General features: G+C 72.2%; 21 protein-coding genes. 12 read left to right on the forward strand and 9 right to left on the reverse strand.

Features of this window, described 5'->3' with window-relative positions; all coding sequences use genetic code 11:
* The first annotated feature begins 64 nt into the window (after positions 1-64).
* Genes IE260_RS35430 through IE260_RS35445 form a run of 4 tightly spaced genes read left to right on the forward strand, consistent with a single transcriptional unit; the run spans position 65 to position 3,840 of the window.
* Positions 65-1,231 (forward strand): acyl-CoA dehydrogenase family protein, encoded by a 1,167-nt coding sequence (locus tag IE260_RS35430; RefSeq protein ID WP_189879506.1) that lies wholly within the window; start codon positions 65-67, stop codon positions 1,229-1,231.
* Entirely contained in the window at positions 1,228-2,016 is a 789-nt protein-coding gene (locus tag IE260_RS35435) for an SDR family oxidoreductase (RefSeq protein ID WP_189879508.1), read from the forward strand. The genes IE260_RS35430 and IE260_RS35435 overlap by 4 nt, the downstream gene beginning before the upstream one ends.
* Positions 2,017-2,067: 51 nt before the next feature.
* Positions 2,068-2,655 carry a TetR/AcrR family transcriptional regulator gene (locus IE260_RS35440; RefSeq protein WP_189879620.1) on the forward strand — a complete coding sequence of 196 codons (588 nt, stop codon included), beginning with the start codon at positions 2,068-2,070 and terminating at the stop codon, positions 2,653-2,655.
* Positions 2,656-2,682: 27 nt separating this feature from the next.
* On the forward strand, positions 2,683-3,840 hold the full coding sequence (locus IE260_RS35445; protein WP_189879510.1) for an acetyl-CoA C-acetyltransferase: 1,158 nt from the start codon (positions 2,683-2,685) through the stop codon (positions 3,838-3,840).
* Between the two features lie 75 nt (positions 3,841-3,915).
* On the opposite strand, the gene IE260_RS35450 is transcribed toward IE260_RS35445, so the two are convergent.
* The 9 genes from IE260_RS35450 to IE260_RS35490 all read right to left on the reverse strand — a co-directional run bounded on the left by IE260_RS35450 (position 3,916) and on the right by IE260_RS35490 (position 10,866).
* The gene (locus IE260_RS35450) at positions 3,916-4,470 is read right to left on the reverse strand and encodes a VOC family protein (RefSeq protein ID WP_189879512.1); all 555 of its coding nucleotides are present in this window, start codon (positions 4,468-4,470) and stop codon (positions 3,916-3,918) included.
* 81 nt (positions 4,471-4,551) lie between these two features.
* Positions 4,552-5,148 carry a Dabb family protein gene (locus tag IE260_RS35455; protein ID WP_189879514.1) on the reverse strand — a complete coding sequence of 199 codons (597 nt, stop codon included), beginning with the start codon at positions 5,146-5,148 and terminating at the stop codon, positions 4,552-4,554.
* Complete coding sequence (locus IE260_RS35460; RefSeq protein WP_189879516.1) at positions 5,145-5,477, reverse strand: hypothetical protein; 333 nt, start codon at positions 5,475-5,477, stop codon at positions 5,145-5,147. The genes IE260_RS35455 and IE260_RS35460 overlap by 4 nt, the downstream gene beginning before the upstream one ends.
* On the reverse strand, positions 5,477-6,391 hold the full coding sequence (locus IE260_RS35465; protein WP_189879518.1) for an LLM class F420-dependent oxidoreductase: 915 nt from the start codon (positions 6,389-6,391) through the stop codon (positions 5,477-5,479). Before IE260_RS35465 ends, IE260_RS35460 begins: the two co-directional genes overlap by 1 nt.
* 1 nt (position 6,392) lies before the next feature.
* Positions 6,393-7,358 (reverse strand): tyrosine-protein phosphatase, encoded by a 966-nt coding sequence (locus IE260_RS35470; RefSeq protein ID WP_189879520.1) that lies wholly within the window; start codon positions 7,356-7,358, stop codon positions 6,393-6,395.
* A 58-nt stretch (positions 7,359-7,416) separates the two neighbouring features.
* Positions 7,417-8,481 (reverse strand): NAD(P)H-dependent flavin oxidoreductase, encoded by a 1,065-nt coding sequence (locus tag IE260_RS35475; RefSeq protein WP_189879522.1) that lies wholly within the window; start codon positions 8,479-8,481, stop codon positions 7,417-7,419.
* Positions 8,478-9,251, reverse strand: coding sequence for a CoA-transferase subunit beta (locus tag IE260_RS35480; protein WP_189879524.1), 774 nt, complete (start codon positions 9,249-9,251; stop codon positions 8,478-8,480). The genes IE260_RS35475 and IE260_RS35480 overlap by 4 nt, the downstream gene beginning before the upstream one ends.
* On the reverse strand, positions 9,248-10,114 hold the full coding sequence (locus tag IE260_RS35485; protein ID WP_189879526.1) for a CoA transferase subunit A: 867 nt from the start codon (positions 10,112-10,114) through the stop codon (positions 9,248-9,250). The genes IE260_RS35480 and IE260_RS35485 overlap by 4 nt, the downstream gene beginning before the upstream one ends.
* Positions 10,111-10,866, reverse strand: coding sequence for an enoyl-CoA hydratase family protein (locus tag IE260_RS35490; RefSeq protein WP_189879528.1), 756 nt, complete (start codon positions 10,864-10,866; stop codon positions 10,111-10,113). Before IE260_RS35490 ends, IE260_RS35485 begins: the two co-directional genes overlap by 4 nt.
* A gap of 78 nt (positions 10,867-10,944) precedes the next feature.
* Here IE260_RS35490 and IE260_RS35495 point away from each other — a divergent pair, with 78 nt between their 5' ends.
* The 8 genes from IE260_RS35495 (at position 10,945) to IE260_RS35530 (ending at position 18,320) form a co-directional block, all read left to right on the forward strand.
* A complete protein-coding gene (locus IE260_RS35495) occupies positions 10,945-11,721 on the forward strand; it encodes an SDR family oxidoreductase (protein WP_189879530.1) in 777 nt (258 codons plus the stop codon).
* An 85-nt stretch (positions 11,722-11,806) separates the two neighbouring features.
* On the forward strand, positions 11,807-12,718 hold the full coding sequence (locus IE260_RS35500) for an SDR family oxidoreductase (RefSeq protein ID WP_189879532.1): 912 nt from the start codon (positions 11,807-11,809) through the stop codon (positions 12,716-12,718).
* Between the two features lie 398 nt (positions 12,719-13,116).
* Positions 13,117-13,899 carry a 2-keto-4-pentenoate hydratase gene (locus IE260_RS35505; RefSeq protein ID WP_189879534.1) on the forward strand — a complete coding sequence of 261 codons (783 nt, stop codon included), beginning with the start codon at positions 13,117-13,119 and terminating at the stop codon, positions 13,897-13,899.
* Positions 13,900-13,906: 7 nt separating this feature from the next.
* On the forward strand, positions 13,907-14,818 hold the full coding sequence (locus IE260_RS35510; RefSeq protein WP_189879622.1) for an acetaldehyde dehydrogenase (acetylating): 912 nt from the start codon (positions 13,907-13,909) through the stop codon (positions 14,816-14,818).
* A gap of 11 nt (positions 14,819-14,829) precedes the next feature.
* Positions 14,830-15,852, forward strand: coding sequence for a 4-hydroxy-2-oxovalerate aldolase (gene dmpG / locus IE260_RS35515; protein WP_189879536.1), 1,023 nt, complete (start codon positions 14,830-14,832; stop codon positions 15,850-15,852).
* A 39-nt stretch (positions 15,853-15,891) separates the two neighbouring features.
* A complete protein-coding gene (locus IE260_RS35520; RefSeq protein WP_189879538.1) occupies positions 15,892-17,052 on the forward strand; it encodes a 3-ketosteroid-9-alpha-monooxygenase, oxygenase component in 1,161 nt (386 codons plus the stop codon).
* A gap of 1 nt (position 17,053) precedes the next feature.
* Entirely contained in the window at positions 17,054-17,281 is a 228-nt protein-coding gene (locus tag IE260_RS35525; RefSeq protein ID WP_189879540.1) for a hypothetical protein, read from the forward strand.
* On the forward strand, positions 17,274-18,320 hold the full coding sequence (locus IE260_RS35530) for a ferredoxin--NADP reductase (RefSeq protein ID WP_189879542.1): 1,047 nt from the start codon (positions 17,274-17,276) through the stop codon (positions 18,318-18,320). Before IE260_RS35525 ends, IE260_RS35530 begins: the two co-directional genes overlap by 8 nt.
* Positions 18,321-18,341: the final 21 nt, after the last annotated feature.

Raw genomic sequence — 18,341 nt, forward strand, 5'->3', positions numbered from 1 at the left:
TTACGGGTCCTCGACCGTCGAGAAGTCGAGCCGTCCATTCGCCGAGAGCCGTCCGGAGCCGCCCATGAGCAGCGTCGAGGAGTTCCGCACCGAGGTCCGCAGCTGGCTGCACGACAACCTCACGGGTGAGTTCGCCGCCCTGCGCGGACGAGGCGGCCCCGGCCGGGAGCACGAAGCCTTCGCCGAACGCCTGGCCTGGGAACGGCACATGGCCGCCGCCGGCTGGACCTGCGTCGGCTGGCCCGCGGAGTACGGCGGCCGCGGCGCCACCCTCGAACAGCAGGTCGCCTTCCACGAGGAGTACGCCCTCGCGGACGCCCCCGCCCGCGTGGGCCACATCGGCGAGCAACTGCTCGGCCCCACCCTGATCGCCTTCGGCACCCCCGAGCAGCGCGACCGCTTCCTGCCCCGGATCGTCGCCGTGGAGGAACTGTGGTGCCAGGGCTACAGCGAGCCGGACGCCGGATCGGACCTGGCGAACGTGCGGACCCGGGCCGAGCTCCACGGCGACGAGTGGGTGGTCACCGGGCAGAAGATCTGGACCTCACTCGCGCACGAGTCCGACTGGTGTTTCGTCGTCGCCCGCACCGAGCCCGGTTCCACCCGGCACCGCGGCCTGTCCTATCTGCTGGTCCCGCTGGACCAGCCCGGTGTGGAGGTCCGGCCGATCACCCAGCTGACCGGCACCTCCGAGTTCAACGAGGTCTTCTTCGACGGCGCCCGCACACAGGCGTCGGACATCGTCGGAGCGCCGGGCGAGGGATGGAAGGTCGCCATGGCCACGCTCGGCTTCGAGCGCGGCGTGTCCACCCTCGGCCAACAGGTCGGTTTCCGGCGCGAGCTGGAGTCCGTCATCGAGCTGGCGAAGCGCAACGGCGCGGCCGAGGACCCGCTGATCCGCGACCGGATCGCCCAGGCCTGGATCGGCCTGGAGATCATCCGCGGCAACGCGCTGCGCATGCTCGACGGTGTCGCGGCGGGGGCGCCCGGCCCCGAGGCGTCCATCGGCAAGATCTTCTGGGCGACCTGGCACCGCGAGCTGGGCGAGCTCGCCATGGACGTCTGCGGCGCCGGCGGAATGCTGGCCGCCGGTGAGCCGTACGACCTCACCGACTGGCAGCGGCTGTTCCTGTTCTCCCGCTCCGACACCATCTACGCCGGATCGAACGAGATCCAGCGGACCGTCATCGCCGAGCGAGTGCTCGGTCTCCCCAAGGAGGTTCGCCCATGACCTCGGCCCCGCCGCCGTACGTGCCCGGCCACCGCCTGCTCGCCGGCCGCACCGCGGTCGTCACCGCCGCCGCGGGCGCCGGCATCGGCGGCGCGACCGCCAGACGGCTGCTCGAGGAAGGCGCGCGCGTGGTGGTCTCCGACGCACACGCCCGCAGGCTGAAGGAGTCCGAGGCGGAACTGGCCGCGGAGTTCGGCGCCGACCGCGTGACGTCACTGCCCTGCGACGTGACCGACGAGGCACAGGTCACGGCGCTCTTCGACCTCGCCGAGGAGCGGCACGGCCGACTCGACATCGTCGTCAACAACGCCGGGCTCGGCGGCACGACCGACCTCGTCGACATGGCCGACGAGCAGTGGGACAAAGTCCTCGACGTCACCCTGAACGGCACCTTCCGCTGCACGCGCGCCGCACTGCGCCGGATGAAGGCGGCAGGCAGCGGGGGCGTCGTCGTCAACAACGCCTCGGTGATCGGCTGGCGCGCCCAAAAGGGCCAGTCGCACTACGCCGCCGCCAAGGCCGGGGTCATGGCGCTCACCCGCTGCGCCGCGCTGGAGGCCGCCGAGTACGGCGTGCGCGTCAACGCCGTCTCACCGAGCCTGGCCATGCACCCGCACCTGGTCAAGGTCACCACACCCGAGCTGCTACAGGAGCTGACCTCACGCGAGGCGTTCGGCCGCCACGCCGAGCCGTGGGAGGTCGCCAACGCCATCGTCTTCCTGGCCAGCGGCTACTCCTCGTACATGACCGGAGAGGTCCTGTCGGTCAGCAGCCAGCATGCGTGAAGCAAGAACGGCCAGGTGTCCACGAGCAGCAGTGACCGCGAGAAGACCGCGATGAGCGCGTCGCCCGAGCGGCGCGAGGAACTCCTGGCCACCGCCGCCGAGGTGTTCGCCGCACAGGGCTACAACGCCACCACCGTCCGCAAGATCGCCGACGCGGCGGGCATGCTCGCGGGCAGCCTCTACTACCACTTCGACTCCAAGGAGTCGATGCTCGACGAGATCCTCTCCGCCTTCCTGGACGAGCTCTGGGCCCGGTACGACGCCGTGCTCGCCGCCGGGCTCGGCCCCAGAGAGACCATCGAGGCCCTCGTCACCGAGTCCTTCCGGGAGATCGACCGGCACCGTGCCGCGGTCGCCATCTACCAGAAGGAGTCCAGACACCTCCAGACCCAGCCGCGCTTCGCCCATCTCGCCGGCTCGCAGCAGCAGTTCGAGAAGGCGTGGCTGGGAACGCTGGAGCGCGGAGTGGCCGACCAGGTCTTCCGCGCCGATCTCGACGTCCGGCTCACCTACCGCTTCGTGCGCGACACCGTGTGGGTCGCCGCGTCCTGGTACCGGCCGGGCGGACAGCACAGCCCGGAGGAGATCGCCCGCCAGTACCTGTCGATGGTGCTGGAGGGAATCGCTCTGCGCGAATGACACTGCAGACATCGAAAAGGAGCGGCCATGGCCGAGGCATACATCGTCGAAGCGGTACGGACCCCGGTCGGCAGGCGGAACGGCGGGCTCTCCGCCGTCCACCCGGCCGACCTCGGCGCCCACGTGCTGAAGGCGCTCATGGAGCGCTCGGGTGCCGACCCGGCGGCCGTCGAGGACGTCGTCTTCGGCTGCCTGGACACTGTCGGACCGCAGGCCGGCGACATAGCCCGCACCTCCTGGCTGGCCGCGGGCCTGCCGGAGGAGGTGCCGGGAGTGACGGTGGACCGCCAGTGCGGCTCCTCCCAGCAGGCCGTGCACTTCGCCGCCCAGGCGGTGCTGTCCGGCACCAGCGACCTGGTGGTCGCGGGCGGCACCCAGAACATGTCGCAGGTGCCGATCGCCTTCGCCAGCCGTCAGGCAGCCGAACCGCTCGGGCTCACCGAGGGCCCGTACGCCGGGTCCGAGGGCTGGCGGGCCCGCTACGGCGACCAGCCGGTCAACCAGTTCCACGGCGCCGAACTCATCGCCGAGAGGTGGGACATCTCCCGCCGCGACATGGAGGAGTTCGCGCTGCGCTCGCACCAGCGGGCGATCCGCGCCATCGACGAGGGCCGCTTCGACCGCGAACTCGTCGCGTACGGGGACGTGACCACAGACGAGGGCCCGCGACGGGACACAGGCCTGGAGAAGATGGCGGGCCTGCGGCCGCTGGTGGAGGGCGGCCGGCTGACGGCCGCCGTCTCCTCGCAGGTGTCCGACGGTGCCTCCGCCGTGCTGCTCGCGAGTGAACGCGCCGTCCGGGAACACGGGCTGACCCCGCGGGCCCGCATCCACCACCTGTCCGTACGGGGCGAGGACCCGATCCGGATGCTGTCCGCGCCGATCCCGGCGACGGCGTACGCACTGAAGAAGTCCGGGATGACGCTCGACGACATCGATCTGGTGGAGATCAACGAGGCATTCGCCCCCGTGGTGCTGGCGTGGCTGAAGGAGACCGGTGCCGACCCCGAGAAGGTCAACGTCAACGGCGGCGCGATCGCCCTCGGGCACCCACTGGGCGCCACCGGCACCAAGCTCATGACCACCCTGCTGCACGAACTGGAGCGCACGGGCGGACGTTACGGCCTGCAGACCATGTGCGAGGGCGGCGGCCAGGCCAACGTCACCATCGTCGAACGCCTCTGACGCACGGGGAGCCGGAGCGCCACGACGGCGTCGTGGCGCTCCGGCTCCTGGGACGTCCCCGACCGCACGCGGCAGTCAGCGGGGTGGGGGCCCGTCGGACCGTGCCCCGGCGAAGACCTCTTGCCAGACGCCGTGATCGGTGCGGGGGCCGCCCGGGGTGTCCGCACCGTACGTGGCGATCTCGGCGTCGATGTCGAGGGGCCGGGTGGGCGAGGCCATGGCGGCGAGTTCCCCGGCCACGGCGTGGTCGGGAACCAGCCAGCACACCTCGAATTCGAGGCCGTCCGGATCGCGGGCGTACACAGCCTTGGTGGAGGCGTGGTCGCTCGCCCCGGTCAGGGCACCGGCCTCGGCCAGACGGGTCCGCATCCGACGGAGATCGGCCAGGGTCTCCACCTCCCAGGCCAGGTGGTACAGGCCGACCTGGCCGGCGCGGGGCCCGGGGCCCGGCCGCGGGCACTGGAACAGGCCGAGGTCGTGGTCGTTGGCGGAGCCGGCCGCCTGGAGGAAGACGGCTGAGGGAAACGCCCGTGGCAGCGGCCGGAACCCGAGGACGTCACGGTAGAAGGCGGTGCTGCGCTCCAGGTCCGAGACGAAGAGCACGGCGTGGTTCAGCCGGTGGATCGGCATGGCGAGACTCCGTTCGTGATCGGTTCGGAAGGGGACACGCTCGGTGGCGGCCACCTGCGTGCCGGGTCGTGCAGCCCGCGCTCAGCGCGGCACCAGCACCGCGTCCTCGCTCCAGCGGAAGACGTGGGCGAGCCGCGGCTCCACGATCCCGGCGCCCGGCACCTCGCCGTCGAACCAGCGGTCCACGCAGGTCCAGTGGTAGGGATGGCTCAGGTACTCCCCGGTCAGGCCCTCGACGTCCCGGTACTCCTGCTCCCACACGTGCGTCCACCGGGAGGGCGTGAGGGCCTGGTCCACGCGGCTCAGCGCCCAGGACCGGATGGTGGAGACGTGATCCGGTATGGCGAGGAGATCCGCCTCCAGCCGGGCGACGAGACCGTCCGGCGTCCCTGGCCGGACCGCGAGCAGCAGCGTCCGCTTCACGCGCGCGCCGGGCAGCGGTACGGCCCGGCTCCGTACGGGGGCGAGAGCAACGGTGTCGAGCGGCTGCGGCACGCCCAGCCCGGCAGCGATGCCGACGGGCGACCGATCCGCCGTCACGTCCCAGGTGATGCCGGTACCGCCGAAGCTGCCGGGCAGGTCGGGCCCCGCCGAGGACGCCGACACGCCGGCGATGTCGACCGCCGCGTCGTACACCGCGCTCTCGCCGGCCGGGAGCAGCGCGACCCAGCGGGTCATGCCGCCCCGCCTTCCGCATCGAAGTCGACCGGCTCCAGCACCTGGCGGTCACGGTCCAGCGCGATCTCGTCCGTGCGCGCCCAGAACTCGGCGACCCGCGGATCACGGCCGGACGCGGCGCGTGCGGCGAAGAACGAGCCGCTGTCCGGCAGCGCCCACAGGACGCGGACGGCCACCGTGTCCGGAGCGGTCCAGGTGCGCCAGACGCGCTCGGCGCGCATGCCGCGGTCGCGGGCGCCCGGCAGGTAGTCGGCGCGCCAGCGCCGCAGCCATCCCGCGACCTGGTCGCCGGAGAGGACGACGGTGTCGATGATGTGGACCCCGCTCATCACAGCTTCTCCAGGACATGGGCGCGGTAGCGGTCGATCCGGTCGCGTACTGCGCCCAGGCCGCGCGGCCCCAGGAGCCCGTCCGCGCCCCGGATGCGGGGCGCGACGACGAGGCGGGTCGCGCCCGCGTCGGTGAATCCGCGTACCCACGAGGGATCGAACTCGCGGTCGCGGTCGAGGGAGCCGGGCCACACCGTGATCTCCACGGCGTCCTCGTCCCGCCCCGCCTCACGTGCGGCCTGGCGCATCAGACCGGCCTGCCGGGCGAAGTCCTCCGGGCCGATCGTGTACGGGAACCAGCCGTCGCCGATGCGGCCCGCGCGGCGGACGGCCGGGTCGCTGTTCCCGCCGAGGACGACGGGCACCGCCCCGCTCTCGGGCCGCGGCAGGGAGTGCAGGCCGTCGAAGGAGACGTGCCGCCCACGGTACGAGGCGGGGCCGCCGGCCCACAGCGCGCGCATGGCGCCCACGCACTCCTCCAGCCGCCGCCCCCGGTCCCGGTAGGGCACGCCGACGGCGGCGTACTCCTCCTTCTGCCAGCCGATGCCGAGGCCCAGCATCAGCCGGCCACCGGAGTGCCGGTCGATCGTCGCGGCGCGCTTGGCCAGGACCACCGGGCTGTGCAGCGGGGCGACGATCATCGCGGTGCCGAAGCGCAGCGTGTCCGACGCCCCGGCGAGGAAGGCGATGCTCTCCAGCGGGTCGGGCATGGGAACGACCCCGGAACTCCCCGGGATCCGGCCGTCGTCGGAGTACGGATAGAGCGGTTCGTACCGGTCCGCGACGGCCACGTGCTCGACCGTCCACAGCGATTCGACGCCGCACTCCTCCAGCGTGCCGGCGAGGTCGCGCAGGAAGCCGCCCGAGGTGATCAGACCGTCGCTGAACGGCGCCATCATTCCCAGTCGGAGCATGTCAGGCCCGCCCTCCCCTCAGCAGCCGGGCGCGGAGCTTCGCCAGCGTCGCGGTGTCCAGGCCGAGGCCCTCGCGGAGGTAGCCGTGGAGACTGCCGTAGTCGTCGTCCATCTGGTCGAGCGCCGCGTCGAGGTAGTCCATGCGGACCTCCTGGAGGGGGACCAGCAGGTCCGGGTTCTCCATCAGACCGGCCCGCCGCAGCCCGTCACGGGTCCTGCGGTCGGCTTCCCGGCGGAAGTCGTTGGAGAGCAGGAAGTCGCGGGCCGCGGTGTCGGAAGGGACACCGACCGCACGCAGCAGCAGGTAACTCATCCAGCCGGTGCGGTCCTTGCCCGACGTGCAGTGGTAGAGCAGCGGCGACTGCTCGCGGTGCGCGATGTCCCGCAGGACGGCGGCGAACCGGCTCCGGCTCTCGGGACTGGTGACGAAGCTGCGGTAGATGGAGCGCATCAGCTCCTCCGCCCGCCCGTCTCCCAGCATCTCCTGCTGCCTGACGGGGTCCTTGGAGCCGATAGCCTCCGTGGTCCGTGCGTACAGCCCGAGGTCGTTCACGGACCGGGAGGTCGCCGTGACACCTGCGGGGAGGCGGTCCGCGCCGTCGTGCTCGACCTCCAGCGGGACGCGGAAGTCCACCACCGTGCGCAGGTCGAGTGCGGCGAGTGTCGCGACGTCCGAGTCGGTGAGCTCGCTGAGCGAGTCGGCCCGGTACACCTGGCCGTAGCGCATCTGACGGCCCTGGTCGGTGCGGTAGCCGCCCAGGTCGCGGACGTTCACCGCGCCCTGGAGCGCGATGTGGCGGACGGTGCCGGTGCCGGGACGGCGGTCGGCCGCGGCGGTGGCGGCGTCGCGCTGGGCCGTGGCGGCGGTCTGTGCCGTGGCCTCGGCCACGGCGACGGAGGGGAGGGTGCCGAGCGCGACGGCGGAGATCACCGCGCCGGCCGTACGGCGGATGTGGGTGGCACGCATGGGATCAACTCCAAGTACTGGGAGGGAACTTTCCCGGGGTGGAGCGGAGCACGGCCCTTCAGGCCGCGACGGGCAGGCCGCGGAGGGTGGCGTGGGCTTCGGCCATGACGCGGTCGACGAGTTCGGCGCAGGACGGCAGATCGTCGATCAGCCCCGCGACCTGGCCGGAGGCCATCACTCCGAGATCGGCGCGGCCCTCGACCATCGAGGCCTTCAGCAGCATGGGGGTGTTGGCGGCCAGCAGGACCTGACTCCAGGTCAGCTCCTTGCCGTGCTTCATCGCCAGACCGTCGCGGATCATCCGCGCCCAGCTCATGCCGGAGTCACGCCGGAAGGCCGCGGCGTGGCGGACCGCCCGCAGCAGTGAGGCGGCCCGGCCCGAGCGCTCCAGCGCGTCGACCAGTTCGGTGCGCAGCATCCGGTGCGGGAGGCCGTCCACCTTCGTGGTGAGCGTGACGTCCTTGACCGTCGCGGCCAGGTACCTGGCCTTGACCTGGTCGGGGACGGTGCTGTCGGAGGTGAGCAGAAAGCGGGTGCCCATGGCGATGCCGGCGGCGCCGTAGGCCAGGGCGGCGACCAGGCCGCGGCCGTCGTGGAAGCCGCCCGCCGCGACGACCGGGATGTCGACGGCGTCCACGACCTGGGGGAGCAGGACGCTGGTGGCGACGTTGCCGGTGTGCCCGCCGCCCTCGCCGCCCTGCACCACGACCGCGTCGGCGCCCCACGCGGCGACCTTCTCCGCGTGCCGCCTGGCGCCGATGGACGGGATGACGACGACGCCCGCGTCCTTGAGCCGTGCGATCAGCTCGCGGGACGGCGCCAGGGCGAACGAGGCGACCTTCACGCCCTCGTCGACGATGATCCGTACACGCTCGGCCGCGTCACCCGCGTCCGCCCGCAGGTTGACCCCGAAGGGCGCGTCCGTACGGGACTTGACCTCACGGACGGCGGAGCGGAGCTGGTCCACCGTCATGGTGGCCGAGGCGAGGATCCCGAGCGCGCCCGCCTCGGCGGCGGCCGAGACCAGACGGGGGCCCGCCACCCAGCCCATGCCGGTCTGGACGACGGGGTGCCGCACGCCCACGAGCTTCGTCAGCGCAGTGGCGATCCTGACGTCCGTCATGCGGTCGGCACCTCGCGCTCGCGCAGCCCCTTCGGGTCGATGACCTCGCGGATCAGCCGCAGCTCCTCGGCGCTGGGCTCGCGGGTGCACGGGACCTCGTCGGGGACGGTGAGCGCGAAGCCGGTGGCCTGCGTGACCTGCTCGACCGTGACGCCGGGGTGCAGCGAGCGCAGCCGCATCGTGCGGTCCGGGGTCTCGAAGTCGAAGACGCCCAGATCGCTGACGACGTCCGGGATGCGGTGGTAGCGGGTCGCGGAGGGGCCGGCCGCGGCGGCGCGGTCGTAGCCGACGCCGGAGACCATGTCGACCCGCTCGACGAACACCCGCGTGGAGTGCCGCGGCACCCAGTAACTCGTCGGGTTGTTCAGGGTGTTGACCGGCGCGCCGCGCACTCCCAGCAGTTGTCGCTCGGGCCGGGCCCAGTCGCCGATGCAGGAGATGTTCTGGTTGCCGTGCCGGTCGAGCTGGGCGGCCCCCATCATCACGTGTCGCCGCCCGGTGGCGACCAGGGCCAGGTGCCCGCGGTACGGCAGCCAGCCCTCCACCACCTGAGCCCGGGCGCCGACCGCCGGCACGTCGCCGATGAGCAGCGCCTCGCCGTCGGTGAGCAGCAGGTCGGGGGAGAAGGTCAGCTTCGCCAGCCGGGCTCCGATCGTGGGGACGGTGCCCATCGGGGTGGCCAGCACCTCGCCCCCGTCCCGCCAGACCTCGGCGCAGGCGACCACGCAGTACTCGGCCCGCGTCGCCGTCGTCGTGCCGCTGCCGCTCATGCTTCCTCCTCGTGGAACGCCGCCACCGCGGCCTGGTAGGCGTCCTCGTCCCCGGACAGGAACCGCTCGGTGAAGGCCCGCCAGGCCTCGGGGTCGCGGGCGGCCCGGGCGTAGGCGCGCTGGAACGTCTCGTCGCGGTCGTGGTCCGGGACGCAGGAGGTGAAGTGCGCGCCGTTCGGGGTCTCGACGACGCCGTTCACGAACGCCCGCTTGACCAGCAGGGTCTGCGGGCCGGAGTCCTTGAGCAGATCCGCGGTGTCCACGATCCGCTCGCAGGAGACGTACGCCTGGTCGGCGGCCTCGCAGAACAGGTCGTCGAAGTACGGGTCGGGGCCGAGGTACTGGGCGTTGCCGTGCGCGTCGGCGCGGTTGAGGTGGACGAGAGCGGCGTCCAGGCGCAGGGCGGGGACGGCCACGAGTTCCTCGCCGTCGCCGTAGGGGGAGGTGACCGTCCGCAGCGAGGGGTTGACGCTCATCACGTCCGAGGCGAGACCGGCCCGGACCGGCATGAAGGGCAGCCGGTGCGCGGCCGCGGTCAGGCCCCACATGAACATGGCCTCGTCCAGCTCCGTCATCTCGAACGCGCCGCGCTGCCGTGCCGCCGCGAAGTTCGGTTCGAGGGGGATGGAGTCGAGGGTGGCGAACGCCGCCACCAGCTTGCGGATCTTCCCCGCGGCGGCGAGCAGCCCGACGTCCGGGCCGCCGTAGCTGACGACGGTCAGGTCGGTGACGTCCGAGCGCAGCAGCGCGCGCACCAGCGCCATCGGCTTGCGCCGCGAGCCCCAGCCGCCGATGCCGATCGTCATCCCGCTCTCGAGGCGGCCGACCACCTCCTCGGCGGTCATTGTCTTGTCCCTGCTCATGACTGCTGCTCCCGCACGGTTCCGAAGGTGTCGCGTACGCGGTCGGCGACGCCGCTGAGGCCCGCCTCGAAGGTGAAGCCCTGCTCGAAGCGGTAGCTGCGGCGGACGTCCACCGGGTCGATGCCGTTGATCGCGGCCTTGGCGAGGCGGATCAGATACCCGTCCTTGGCGGCGATCTCCCGGGCCAGTTCCAGCGCGGCGTCCGTCAGCCGCTCGCGCGGGACGACCCGCCACACGGAGCCGTACTGCCGCAGCTCCTGCGCGGTGACGGTGCGCGAGGTGTAGTACAGCGCCCGCATCAGGTGCTGGGGGACCAGCCGGGCGAGGTGGGTGGCCGCGCCGAGCGCGCCCCGGTCCAGTTCGGGCAGGCCGAAGGTCGCGTCGTTGGCGGCGACGATGGCGTCGGCGTTGCCGACCAGGCCGATCCCGCCGCCCAGGCAGAAGCCGTGCACGGCCGCGACCACCGGGACCTCGCAGTCGTAGACCGCGGCGAACGCCTCGTAGCAGCCGCGGTTGGCGCCGATCAGAGCGTCGTGCCCGGTCGAGCGCTGCATCTCCTTGATGTCGACGCCGGCGTTGAAACCGCGGCCCGCGGCGGTGAGCACCACGCAGCGCACCTTGGGGTCGGCCCCGGCGGCGCGCACCGCGGCGGCCAGCTCGTACCAGCCCCGCACGGGGAGGGCGTTGACCGGGGGGAAGTCCACGGTGACGACGGCGATGCCCTCTTCGGGGGCGGAGGTGGAGACACCCATGAGCAGATCAGCTACCTTTCGACCAAACATTTGTTAGGCGGAAGATAGCAGCGGTCCGCGCGCTGCGGGAGGTGTCAATTGGCAGCGATCATCGATCTGTCCGGGAAAGTCGCCGTCGTCACCGGCGGAACCCGGGGTGTCGGCGCGGGGATCACCCGTGCCCTGCTGGAGGCCGGTGCACAGGTCGTGACCTGTGCGCGCCGGCCCCCGGACAAGCCCGTCGAGGCGGCCGGGCGCACGGCCCGCTTCCTCCCCGCCGACCTGCGCGATCCGGAAGCGGTCGGCGGATTCTTCGAGCAGGTGCGGAGCGAGTACGGGCGGCTGGACACCCTGGTCAACAACGCCGGGGGGACGCCCTTCCGGATGCTCGGCGAGGGCGGAGCCGGACAGCACGCCCGGGTGGTCGAGTTGAACCTCGTCGCGCCGCTGACCGCCTCGCTCGCCGCGTACGAGGGGATGCGCCGGCAGCGCGGGGGCGGGTCGATCGTGATGATCGGCAGCGTCAGCGGCACCCGCCCGTCACCGGGCACCGCGGCCTACGGAGCCGCCAAGGCGGGCCTGGAGAACCTCGCCCGGTCCATGGCCGTGGAATGGGCGCCCCGGGTACGGGTCAACACGCTCGTCCTCGGCATGGTCCGCACCGAGCTGTCCCATCTGCACTACGGGGACGAGGACGGCATCGCCGCCGTCGGCCGCACCGTGCCGCTCGGCCGGCTCGCCGAGCCCGCCGACATCGGTGACGCCTGTGTCTTCCTCGCCTCCGACCGGGCCGCGTACATCAGCGGCGCCGCCCTGCACGTCCACGGCGGAGGCGAGCGCCCCGCCTTCCTCGACGCCGCCACCGCCAACCACTGACCGCCTCCGCCAGGGGCAGGGCCCGGTTCCAAGCCGCGGTCCCTGCCGGAGACCTCGATCCGCTCACCGAAAGGACCCACACCCCATGACCGGACTGTGCACCGGACGCGTCGCCGTCGTCACCGGCGCGGGCCGCGGGCTCGGCCGCGCGCACGCCCTCGCCTTCGCCGCCGAGGGCGCGCAAGTCGTCGTCAACGACCTCGGCGTCGGCCTCGACGGCACGGGAGGCGCCGCCGGGCCCGCCCAGCGGGTCGTCGACGAGATCCGAGCCTTCGGCGGGGAAGCGGTCGCCCACGGCGGCGACATCGCCACCGCCGAGGGCGCCGCCTCGCTCGTCGCCACCGCCCTGGAGGCGTTCGGCCGCCTCGACACCCTCGTCAACAACGCCGGATTCCTGCGCGACCGCATGCTCGTCAACCTCGACGAGGAGGACTGGGACGCCGTCATGCGCGTCCACCTCAAGGGCCACTTCCTGCCGCTCAAGCACGCCGCGGCGCACTGGCGCGCCGAGGCGAAGGCCGGGCGCACGCCCGAGGCGCGGGTGGTCAACACCAGTTCCGGGGCCGGCCTGCTCGGCAGCGTCGGCCAGGGCAACTACTCCGCCGCCAAGGCCGGGATCGTCGGGCTGACGCTCGTCGCCTCGGCGGAGTTGGCGCGCTACGGCGTCCAGGTCAACGCCATCGCGCCGGCCGCCCGCACCCGGATGACCGAGCAGACCTTCGCCGACACCATGGCCGCCCCCGAGGACGGCGCCTTCGACGCCATGGCCCCGGAGAACGTCTCCCCCCTCGTCGTCTGGCTGGGCTCCTCCGCCTCCGCGGGGGTGACGGGCCGGGTCTTCGAGGCCGAGGCCGGACGGATCACCGTCATGGAGGGCTGGCGGCCGGGTCCCTCCGCGGACAAGGGTGCCCGCTGGACCCCGGCGGAGGCGGGCGAGAGCGCCCTCAAGCTGCTGGCCGCGGCCGAGACACCCCAGCCGGTGTACGGGACGCGGTAGCAGCCACCGAACCGCCGACCACCGCTGCAGCGGTGCCGCCTGCGACGGCCCGGGAGTCACCGACCGCGGCCCCGGGGGGTGTCCGCGGAGTCGCGTCGTCCGCCCGGAGGGCTGGCCCCGCGGTGTCCCGTGCGTCCCTCTGGGGGTCCTCACCCCGGCCGGAAGCCGGGGAGTGCCGGCCGGACGCCCGCGTACCGGTCGTACTCGGGTGTTCGCCGGTGCGGCGGTGAGGGAGCGTGCCGGACGTCCCGCGGCAGGCGCGGCTTCGCGGACACCCCCTGGGGGCCGTCGAGCGTCTTCACGCCGCACCTTTCCCGGTCAGCGGGAATTCACGCTCCCGGCGCGGAGGGCACCCCGCTTAGCCTCCCGGAACACCCCGACGCCCCGCAGAGGACCCCATGCTCACGGACCCCCAGAGGCAGCGCGCGGCTCAGACCCTGCGCTCCGCCGAGCACAGCCGTACGCCGGTAGCCCCGCTGACCGAGGTTTTCCCGGAGATCGGCACCGAGGACGCGTACGAGATCCAGCTCATCAACATCCGGCGCCGCGTCGAAGCCGGGGCCGAGGTGCGCGGTCACAAGGTCGGCCTGTCGTCCCCGGTCATGCAGCGGATGATGGGCGTGGACGAGCCGGACTACGGCCACCTGCTCGACGACATGGAGCTGAGAGCGGACCGCCCCGTTCCCGTCTCCCGCTACTGCTGCCCCCGCATCGAGGTCGAGGTCGGCTTCGTCCTCGGCGACGACCTGCCGGGCGAGGGGTGCACCACGGCGGATGTGCTCGCCGCGACGGAACGCGTCGTCCCCGCCCTGGAGTTGATCGACAGCAGGATCCGCGACTGGAGAATCTCCATCGCCGACACCATCGCGGACAACGCCTCCTCCGCCGGATACGTCATCGGCGAGGGCCGCGACCCCCGCGAGCTGGACCTCAAGTCGATCGACGCGCGGCTCACATGCGGCGGTGAGCTGCTGGCCGAGGGCCGCAGCGACGCCGTGCTCGGCGACCCGGCCGTCTCCGTCGCCTGGCTCGCCCGCACCGTGGCCCGCTTCGGCGTGCCCCTGAGGAAGGGGCACGTGGTGCTGCCCGGCTCGTGCACCCGGGCCGTCGACGTGACGGCGGGACAGACCTTCACCGCCGAGTTCACCGGGCTGGGCCCGGTGTCCCTCTCGTTCACCTGAGGTGATGATGACCACCAAGACCAAGGCGAGTGCCGCGATCGTCGGATCCGGCAACATCGGCACCGATCTGCTCCACAAGCTGCTCCGCTCCGAGTTCGTCGAACCGCGCTGGATGATCGGTGTCGACCCCGGCAGCGAGGGCCTCGCCCGCGCCCGCGACGCCGGCCTGGAGGCCAGCCCCGAGGGCGTCGACTGGCTGCTCGCCCAGAGCGAGCTGCCCGACATCGTCTTCGAGGCGACCTCCGCCTACGTCCACCGGGCCAACGCCCCGCGCTACGCCGAGCTGGGCATCAAGGCGGTCGACCTGACGCCGGCGGCCGTCGGCCCCGCCGTCGTGCCCCCCGCCAACCTGCGCGAACACCTCGACAAGCCCAACGTCAACATGATCACCTGCGGCGGACAGGCCACCATCCCCATGGTGTACGCGGTCTCGCGGGTGGTCCCCGTGTCGTACGCGGAGATCGTCGCCTCGGTCGCCTCGGTCTCCGCCGGACCCGGAACCCGCGCCAACATCGACGAGTTCACCCGCACCACCTCCCGCGGCATCGAGACCATCGGCGGTGCCGAGCGCGGCAAGGCGATCATCATCCTCAACCCGGCCGAGCCACCCGTCATCATGCGCGACACCGTCTTCTGCGCGATCCCCGAGGACGCCGACCGGGCCGCCATCACCCAGTCCGTCAAGGAGATCGCCGAACAGGTCGCCGCCTACGTTCCCGGCTACCGGCTGCGCACAGAGCCGCAGTTCGACGACCCGCGCCCCGAGAACGGCGGGATGGCACGCGTCGCGATCTTCCTGGAGGTCGAGGGCGCGGGCGACTACCTGCCGCCGTACGCCGGAAACCTCGACATCATGACCGCCGCCGCCACCAAGGTCGGCGAGGAGCTCGCCAAGGCGCTCCTCGCCCCGGGCGCGTAAGGAGCACCCGCATGCCCTACTCGGAAACCCTCGACATCCGGATCACCGACTCCTCGCTGCGCGACGGCTCGCACGCCAAGCGGCATCAGTTCACGGGCGAGGACGTACGGTCCGTCGTCGCCGCCCTCGACGACGCCGGAGTGCCGGTGATCGAGGTGACGCACGGCGACGGGCTCGGCGGCTCGTCCTTCAACTACGGCTTCTCCAGAACCCCCGAGCAGGAACTCATCAAGATCGCGGTGGACACCGCGCGGCAGGCGCGGATCGCCTTCCTGATGCTCCCCGGCCTCGGCGTCAAGGACGACATCCGCGCCGCCCACGGCAACGGCGCGAGCATCTGCCGCATCGCCACCCACTGCACCGAGGCCGACATCGCGATCCAGCACTTCGGGCTCGCCCGTGAGATGGGCCTGGAGACCGTCGGCTTCCTGATGATGGCCCACTCCACCACGCCGGAGAACCTGGCGCGGCAGGGCCGCATCATGGCCGACGCGGGCTGCCAGTGCGTGTACGTCGTCGACTCGGCCGGCGCCATGGTCATGGACGACGTCACCGCGCGGGTCGAAGCCCTGGTCGCCGAGCTCGGCGACGACGCCCAGGTCGGCTTCCACGGACACGAGAACCTGGCCCTGGGCACCGGCAACTCCATCGCGGCCATCAAGGCCGGCGCGCTGCAGATCGACGGCTCCACCCGCCGCCTCGGCGCGGGCGCAGGCAACACCGCCGTCGAGGCGCTGGTCGCGGTCTGCGCCAAGATGGGCATCCGCACCGGCATCGACGTACTGAAGATCATCGACGCGGCCGAGGACGTGGTCCGGCCGGTGATGGACGACGAGTGCCGACTCGATCGGCTCGCCCTGCTGATGGGCCACGCCGGGGTCTACTCCAGCTTCCTCAAGCACGCCTACCGGCAGGCCGAGCGCTACGGCGTCCCGGGCGCCGAAATCCTCCTGCGCGCGGGCGAGCGACGTCTCGTCGGCGGCCAGGAGGACCAGCTCATCGACATCGCTGTGGAACTCGCGGCACAGAACTGAGGCCGCCTGTCGAAGGCAGCCGACACTGGAGGGACAAAGATGACTGCTCTCAACGACGAGGTCCGGGTCATCGACGCCGGCAAGCCGCCCGCCCGCTTCGCCCGGGGCTGGCACTGCCTCGGCCTCGCCGACGGCTTCAAGGACGGCAAGCCGCACGAGATCGAGGCATTCGGCACCAAACTGGTGGTCTTCCAGGGCCAGGACGACGGTGAGCTGCACGTCCTGAACGCCTACTGCCCGCACATGGGCGGCAACCTCGCCCACGGCAGCGTCAAGGGCGATGCGGTGGCCTGTCCGTTCCACGACTGGCGCTGGTCGGGCAACGGCCGCTGCGCCGGCATCCCCTACGCGCGCCGGGTACCGCCGCGCGCCCGCACCCGCGCATGGACGACCCTGGAGCGCAACAAGCAGCTGTTCGTCTGGCACGACCCCCAGGGCAACCCCCCGCCGCCCGAGGTCACCATCCCCGAGATCGCCGGCATCCACGGCCCCGACGCGGACGAGTGGAGCGACTGGACCTGGAACACCCTCCGGGTCGAGGGCTCCAACTGCCGCGAGATCGTGGACAACATCGTGGACATGGCGCACTTCTACTACGTCCACTACGCCTTCCCGGAGTACTTCAAGAACGTCTTCGAGGGGCACGTGGCCACCCAGTACATGGAGAGCAGCCCGCGCGGAGACATGGAACTGGGCACGCTGAGCGCCGGCCGCCTGCGGTCCGACGCCTCGTACTACGGCCCCTCGTACATGATCGACTACCTCTACAGCGACGTCGGCGGCGGCCTGGAGATGGAGATCGTCCTGATCAACTGCCACTACCCGATCGACGAGAACAGCTTCATGCTCCAGTACGGGGCCATCGTCAGAAGGCTCCCCGGGATGACGGACGAGCAGGCCGCCGAGGCCGCACGGCTCACCGCTCAGGGAGCGACCGTGGGCTTCGAGCAGGACGTGGAGATCTGGAAGAACAAGACCCGGATCGACAACCCGCTGCTGACCGAGGAGGACGGTCCGGTCTACCAGATGCGGCGCTGGTACGAGCAGTTCTACGTCGACGTCGCCGACGTCAAGGCCGAGATGGTGCAGCGGTTCGAGTTCGAGGTCGACACCGAGCGGGCCAACAAGGCCTGGCGTGCGGAGGTCGAGGAGAACCTCGCCCGCGCCGAGGCGGAGAAGAACACGGAGTCCGGAGCCTGATATGCAGCCGGTGGAGTGCGTGACCTGCGGCAACCAGGTCCTGTGCGAGAAGTTCAGCCCGGCCCACACCTCGGTGCAGTGGACCGCCGACGCGGCCGTCGTCTGCGCGGAGTTCAGCAGCCGGGTGACCGAGGGCGGGACCACCGCCCGGATCCGGACCTGCCGGGCGCTGCGGAGGAGCATCGACCGCGCGGTCGAGGACGGCACCCTGGAGGTCGCCGATGTCTGAGCCGACGACCGGGTCGCGCACGCACCGGCTGCGTGTCACCGGGGTGATCGCCGAGACGGCCGACGCGTACTCCCTGGTGCTCCAGGCGCCGGCGGGGAGCGCGGACCGCTTCGCCTACCGCCCCGGCCAGTTCCTCACCCTCAAGCTGCCCGGGGCGGACGGCGGGGCGGTGGCCCGCTGCTACTCCCTGGCCAGCTCACCGCACACCGGCGAGCCCATGAAGGTCACCGTCAAGCGGGTGGTCGGCGGGTACGGCTCCAACTGGGTCTGCGACCACGTGGCGCCGGGGGACGAACTGGAGTCGCTGCCGCCCGCCGGCACCTTCACGCCGGACTCCCTCGACGCGGATCTGCTGCTCGTCGCCGGGGGAAGCGGCATCACCCCGGTGCTGTCGATCGCCAAGTCGGCTCTGGCGACGGGGCAGGGCCGAGTCGCGCTCCTCTACGCCAACCGCGACGAGTCCTCGGTCGTCTTCCGCGACGAGCTGCGGAAACTGAGCGAGGACCACCAGGAACGGCTGTTGGTGATCCACTGGCTGGAGTCGCTCCAAGGGCTCCCTGCCGCGGAACGGCTGGCCGCCGTGCTCGCGCCGTACGCCGGCCGTGAGGCGTTCGTCTGCGGCCCGGGGCCGATGATGGACGCCGCCGAGCAGTGCTTGCGCGCGCTCGGCGCGCCGGGCGACCGGATCCACCGGGAGCGGTTCTTCTCCCTCGGCTCGGACGTCTTCGAAGCACCGGCCGTCGGGGAGTGTGCGCCGGCCGAGGGCGGCAGCACGGCGGACGTGGAGCTCGACGGCGAGACCCGCACGGTCGCCTGGCCGTCGGGGACACCCCTGCTCGACGTCCTCCTCGCCGCGGGGATGGACGCCCCCTACTCCTGCCGTGAGGGCGCCTGCAGCGCCTGCACCTGCAGGGTGGTGGCCGGCGAGGTCAAGATGCTCCGCAACGACGTCCTGGACGACCAGGACATCGCCGAAGGATACGTCCTGGCCTGCCAGGCCGTGCCCCTCACCGACCAGGTCCAGATCACCTACTCCTGACACGCAAGGGGCGTAACACCC

This window comes from Streptomyces viridiviolaceus, from assembly GCF_014650995.1.
In the GTDB taxonomy this organism is placed as follows: Bacteria; Actinomycetota; Actinomycetes; order Streptomycetales; family Streptomycetaceae; genus Streptomyces; species Streptomyces viridiviolaceus.

Bases quoted from the DNA above. Each gene is read 5' to 3' on its own strand.
- IE260_RS35430 (WP_189879506.1), top strand. From the start codon at position 65: ATGAGCAGCGTCGAGGAGTTCCGCACCGAGGTCCGCAGCTGGCTGCAC.
- IE260_RS35435 (WP_189879508.1), top strand. From the start codon at position 1,228: ATGACCTCGGCCCCGCCGCCGTACGTGCCCGGCCACCGCCTGCTCGCC.
- IE260_RS35440 (WP_189879620.1), top strand. From the start codon at position 2,068: ATGAGCGCGTCGCCCGAGCGGCGCGAGGAACTCCTGGCCACCGCCGCC.
- IE260_RS35445 (WP_189879510.1), top strand. From the start codon at position 2,683: ATGGCCGAGGCATACATCGTCGAAGCGGTACGGACCCCGGTCGGCAGG.
- IE260_RS35450 (WP_189879512.1), bottom strand. From the start codon at position 4,470: ATGCCGATCCACCGGCTGAACCACGCCGTGCTCTTCGTCTCGGACCTG.
- IE260_RS35455 (WP_189879514.1), bottom strand. From the start codon at position 5,148: ATGACCCGCTGGGTCGCGCTGCTCCCGGCCGGCGAGAGCGCGGTGTAC.
- IE260_RS35460 (WP_189879516.1), bottom strand. From the start codon at position 5,477: ATGAGCGGGGTCCACATCATCGACACCGTCGTCCTCTCCGGCGACCAG.
- IE260_RS35465 (WP_189879518.1), bottom strand. From the start codon at position 6,391: ATGCTCCGACTGGGAATGATGGCGCCGTTCAGCGACGGTCTGATCACC.
- IE260_RS35470 (WP_189879520.1), bottom strand. From the start codon at position 7,358: ATGCGTGCCACCCACATCCGCCGTACGGCCGGCGCGGTGATCTCCGCC.
- IE260_RS35475 (WP_189879522.1), bottom strand. From the start codon at position 8,481: ATGACGGACGTCAGGATCGCCACTGCGCTGACGAAGCTCGTGGGCGTG.
- IE260_RS35480 (WP_189879524.1), bottom strand. From the start codon at position 9,251: ATGAGCGGCAGCGGCACGACGACGGCGACGCGGGCCGAGTACTGCGTG.
- IE260_RS35485 (WP_189879526.1), bottom strand. From the start codon at position 10,114: ATGAGCAGGGACAAGACAATGACCGCCGAGGAGGTGGTCGGCCGCCTC.
- IE260_RS35490 (WP_189879528.1), bottom strand. From the start codon at position 10,866: ATGGGTGTCTCCACCTCCGCCCCCGAAGAGGGCATCGCCGTCGTCACC.
- IE260_RS35500 (WP_189879532.1), top strand. From the start codon at position 11,807: ATGACCGGACTGTGCACCGGACGCGTCGCCGTCGTCACCGGCGCGGGC.
- IE260_RS35505 (WP_189879534.1), top strand. From the start codon at position 13,117: ATGCTCACGGACCCCCAGAGGCAGCGCGCGGCTCAGACCCTGCGCTCC.
- IE260_RS35510 (WP_189879622.1), top strand. From the start codon at position 13,907: ATGACCACCAAGACCAAGGCGAGTGCCGCGATCGTCGGATCCGGCAAC.
- dmpG (WP_189879536.1), top strand. From the start codon at position 14,830: ATGCCCTACTCGGAAACCCTCGACATCCGGATCACCGACTCCTCGCTG.
- IE260_RS35520 (WP_189879538.1), top strand. From the start codon at position 15,892: ATGACTGCTCTCAACGACGAGGTCCGGGTCATCGACGCCGGCAAGCCG.
- IE260_RS35525 (WP_189879540.1), top strand. From the start codon at position 17,054: ATGCAGCCGGTGGAGTGCGTGACCTGCGGCAACCAGGTCCTGTGCGAG.
- IE260_RS35530 (WP_189879542.1), top strand. From the start codon at position 17,274: ATGTCTGAGCCGACGACCGGGTCGCGCACGCACCGGCTGCGTGTCACC.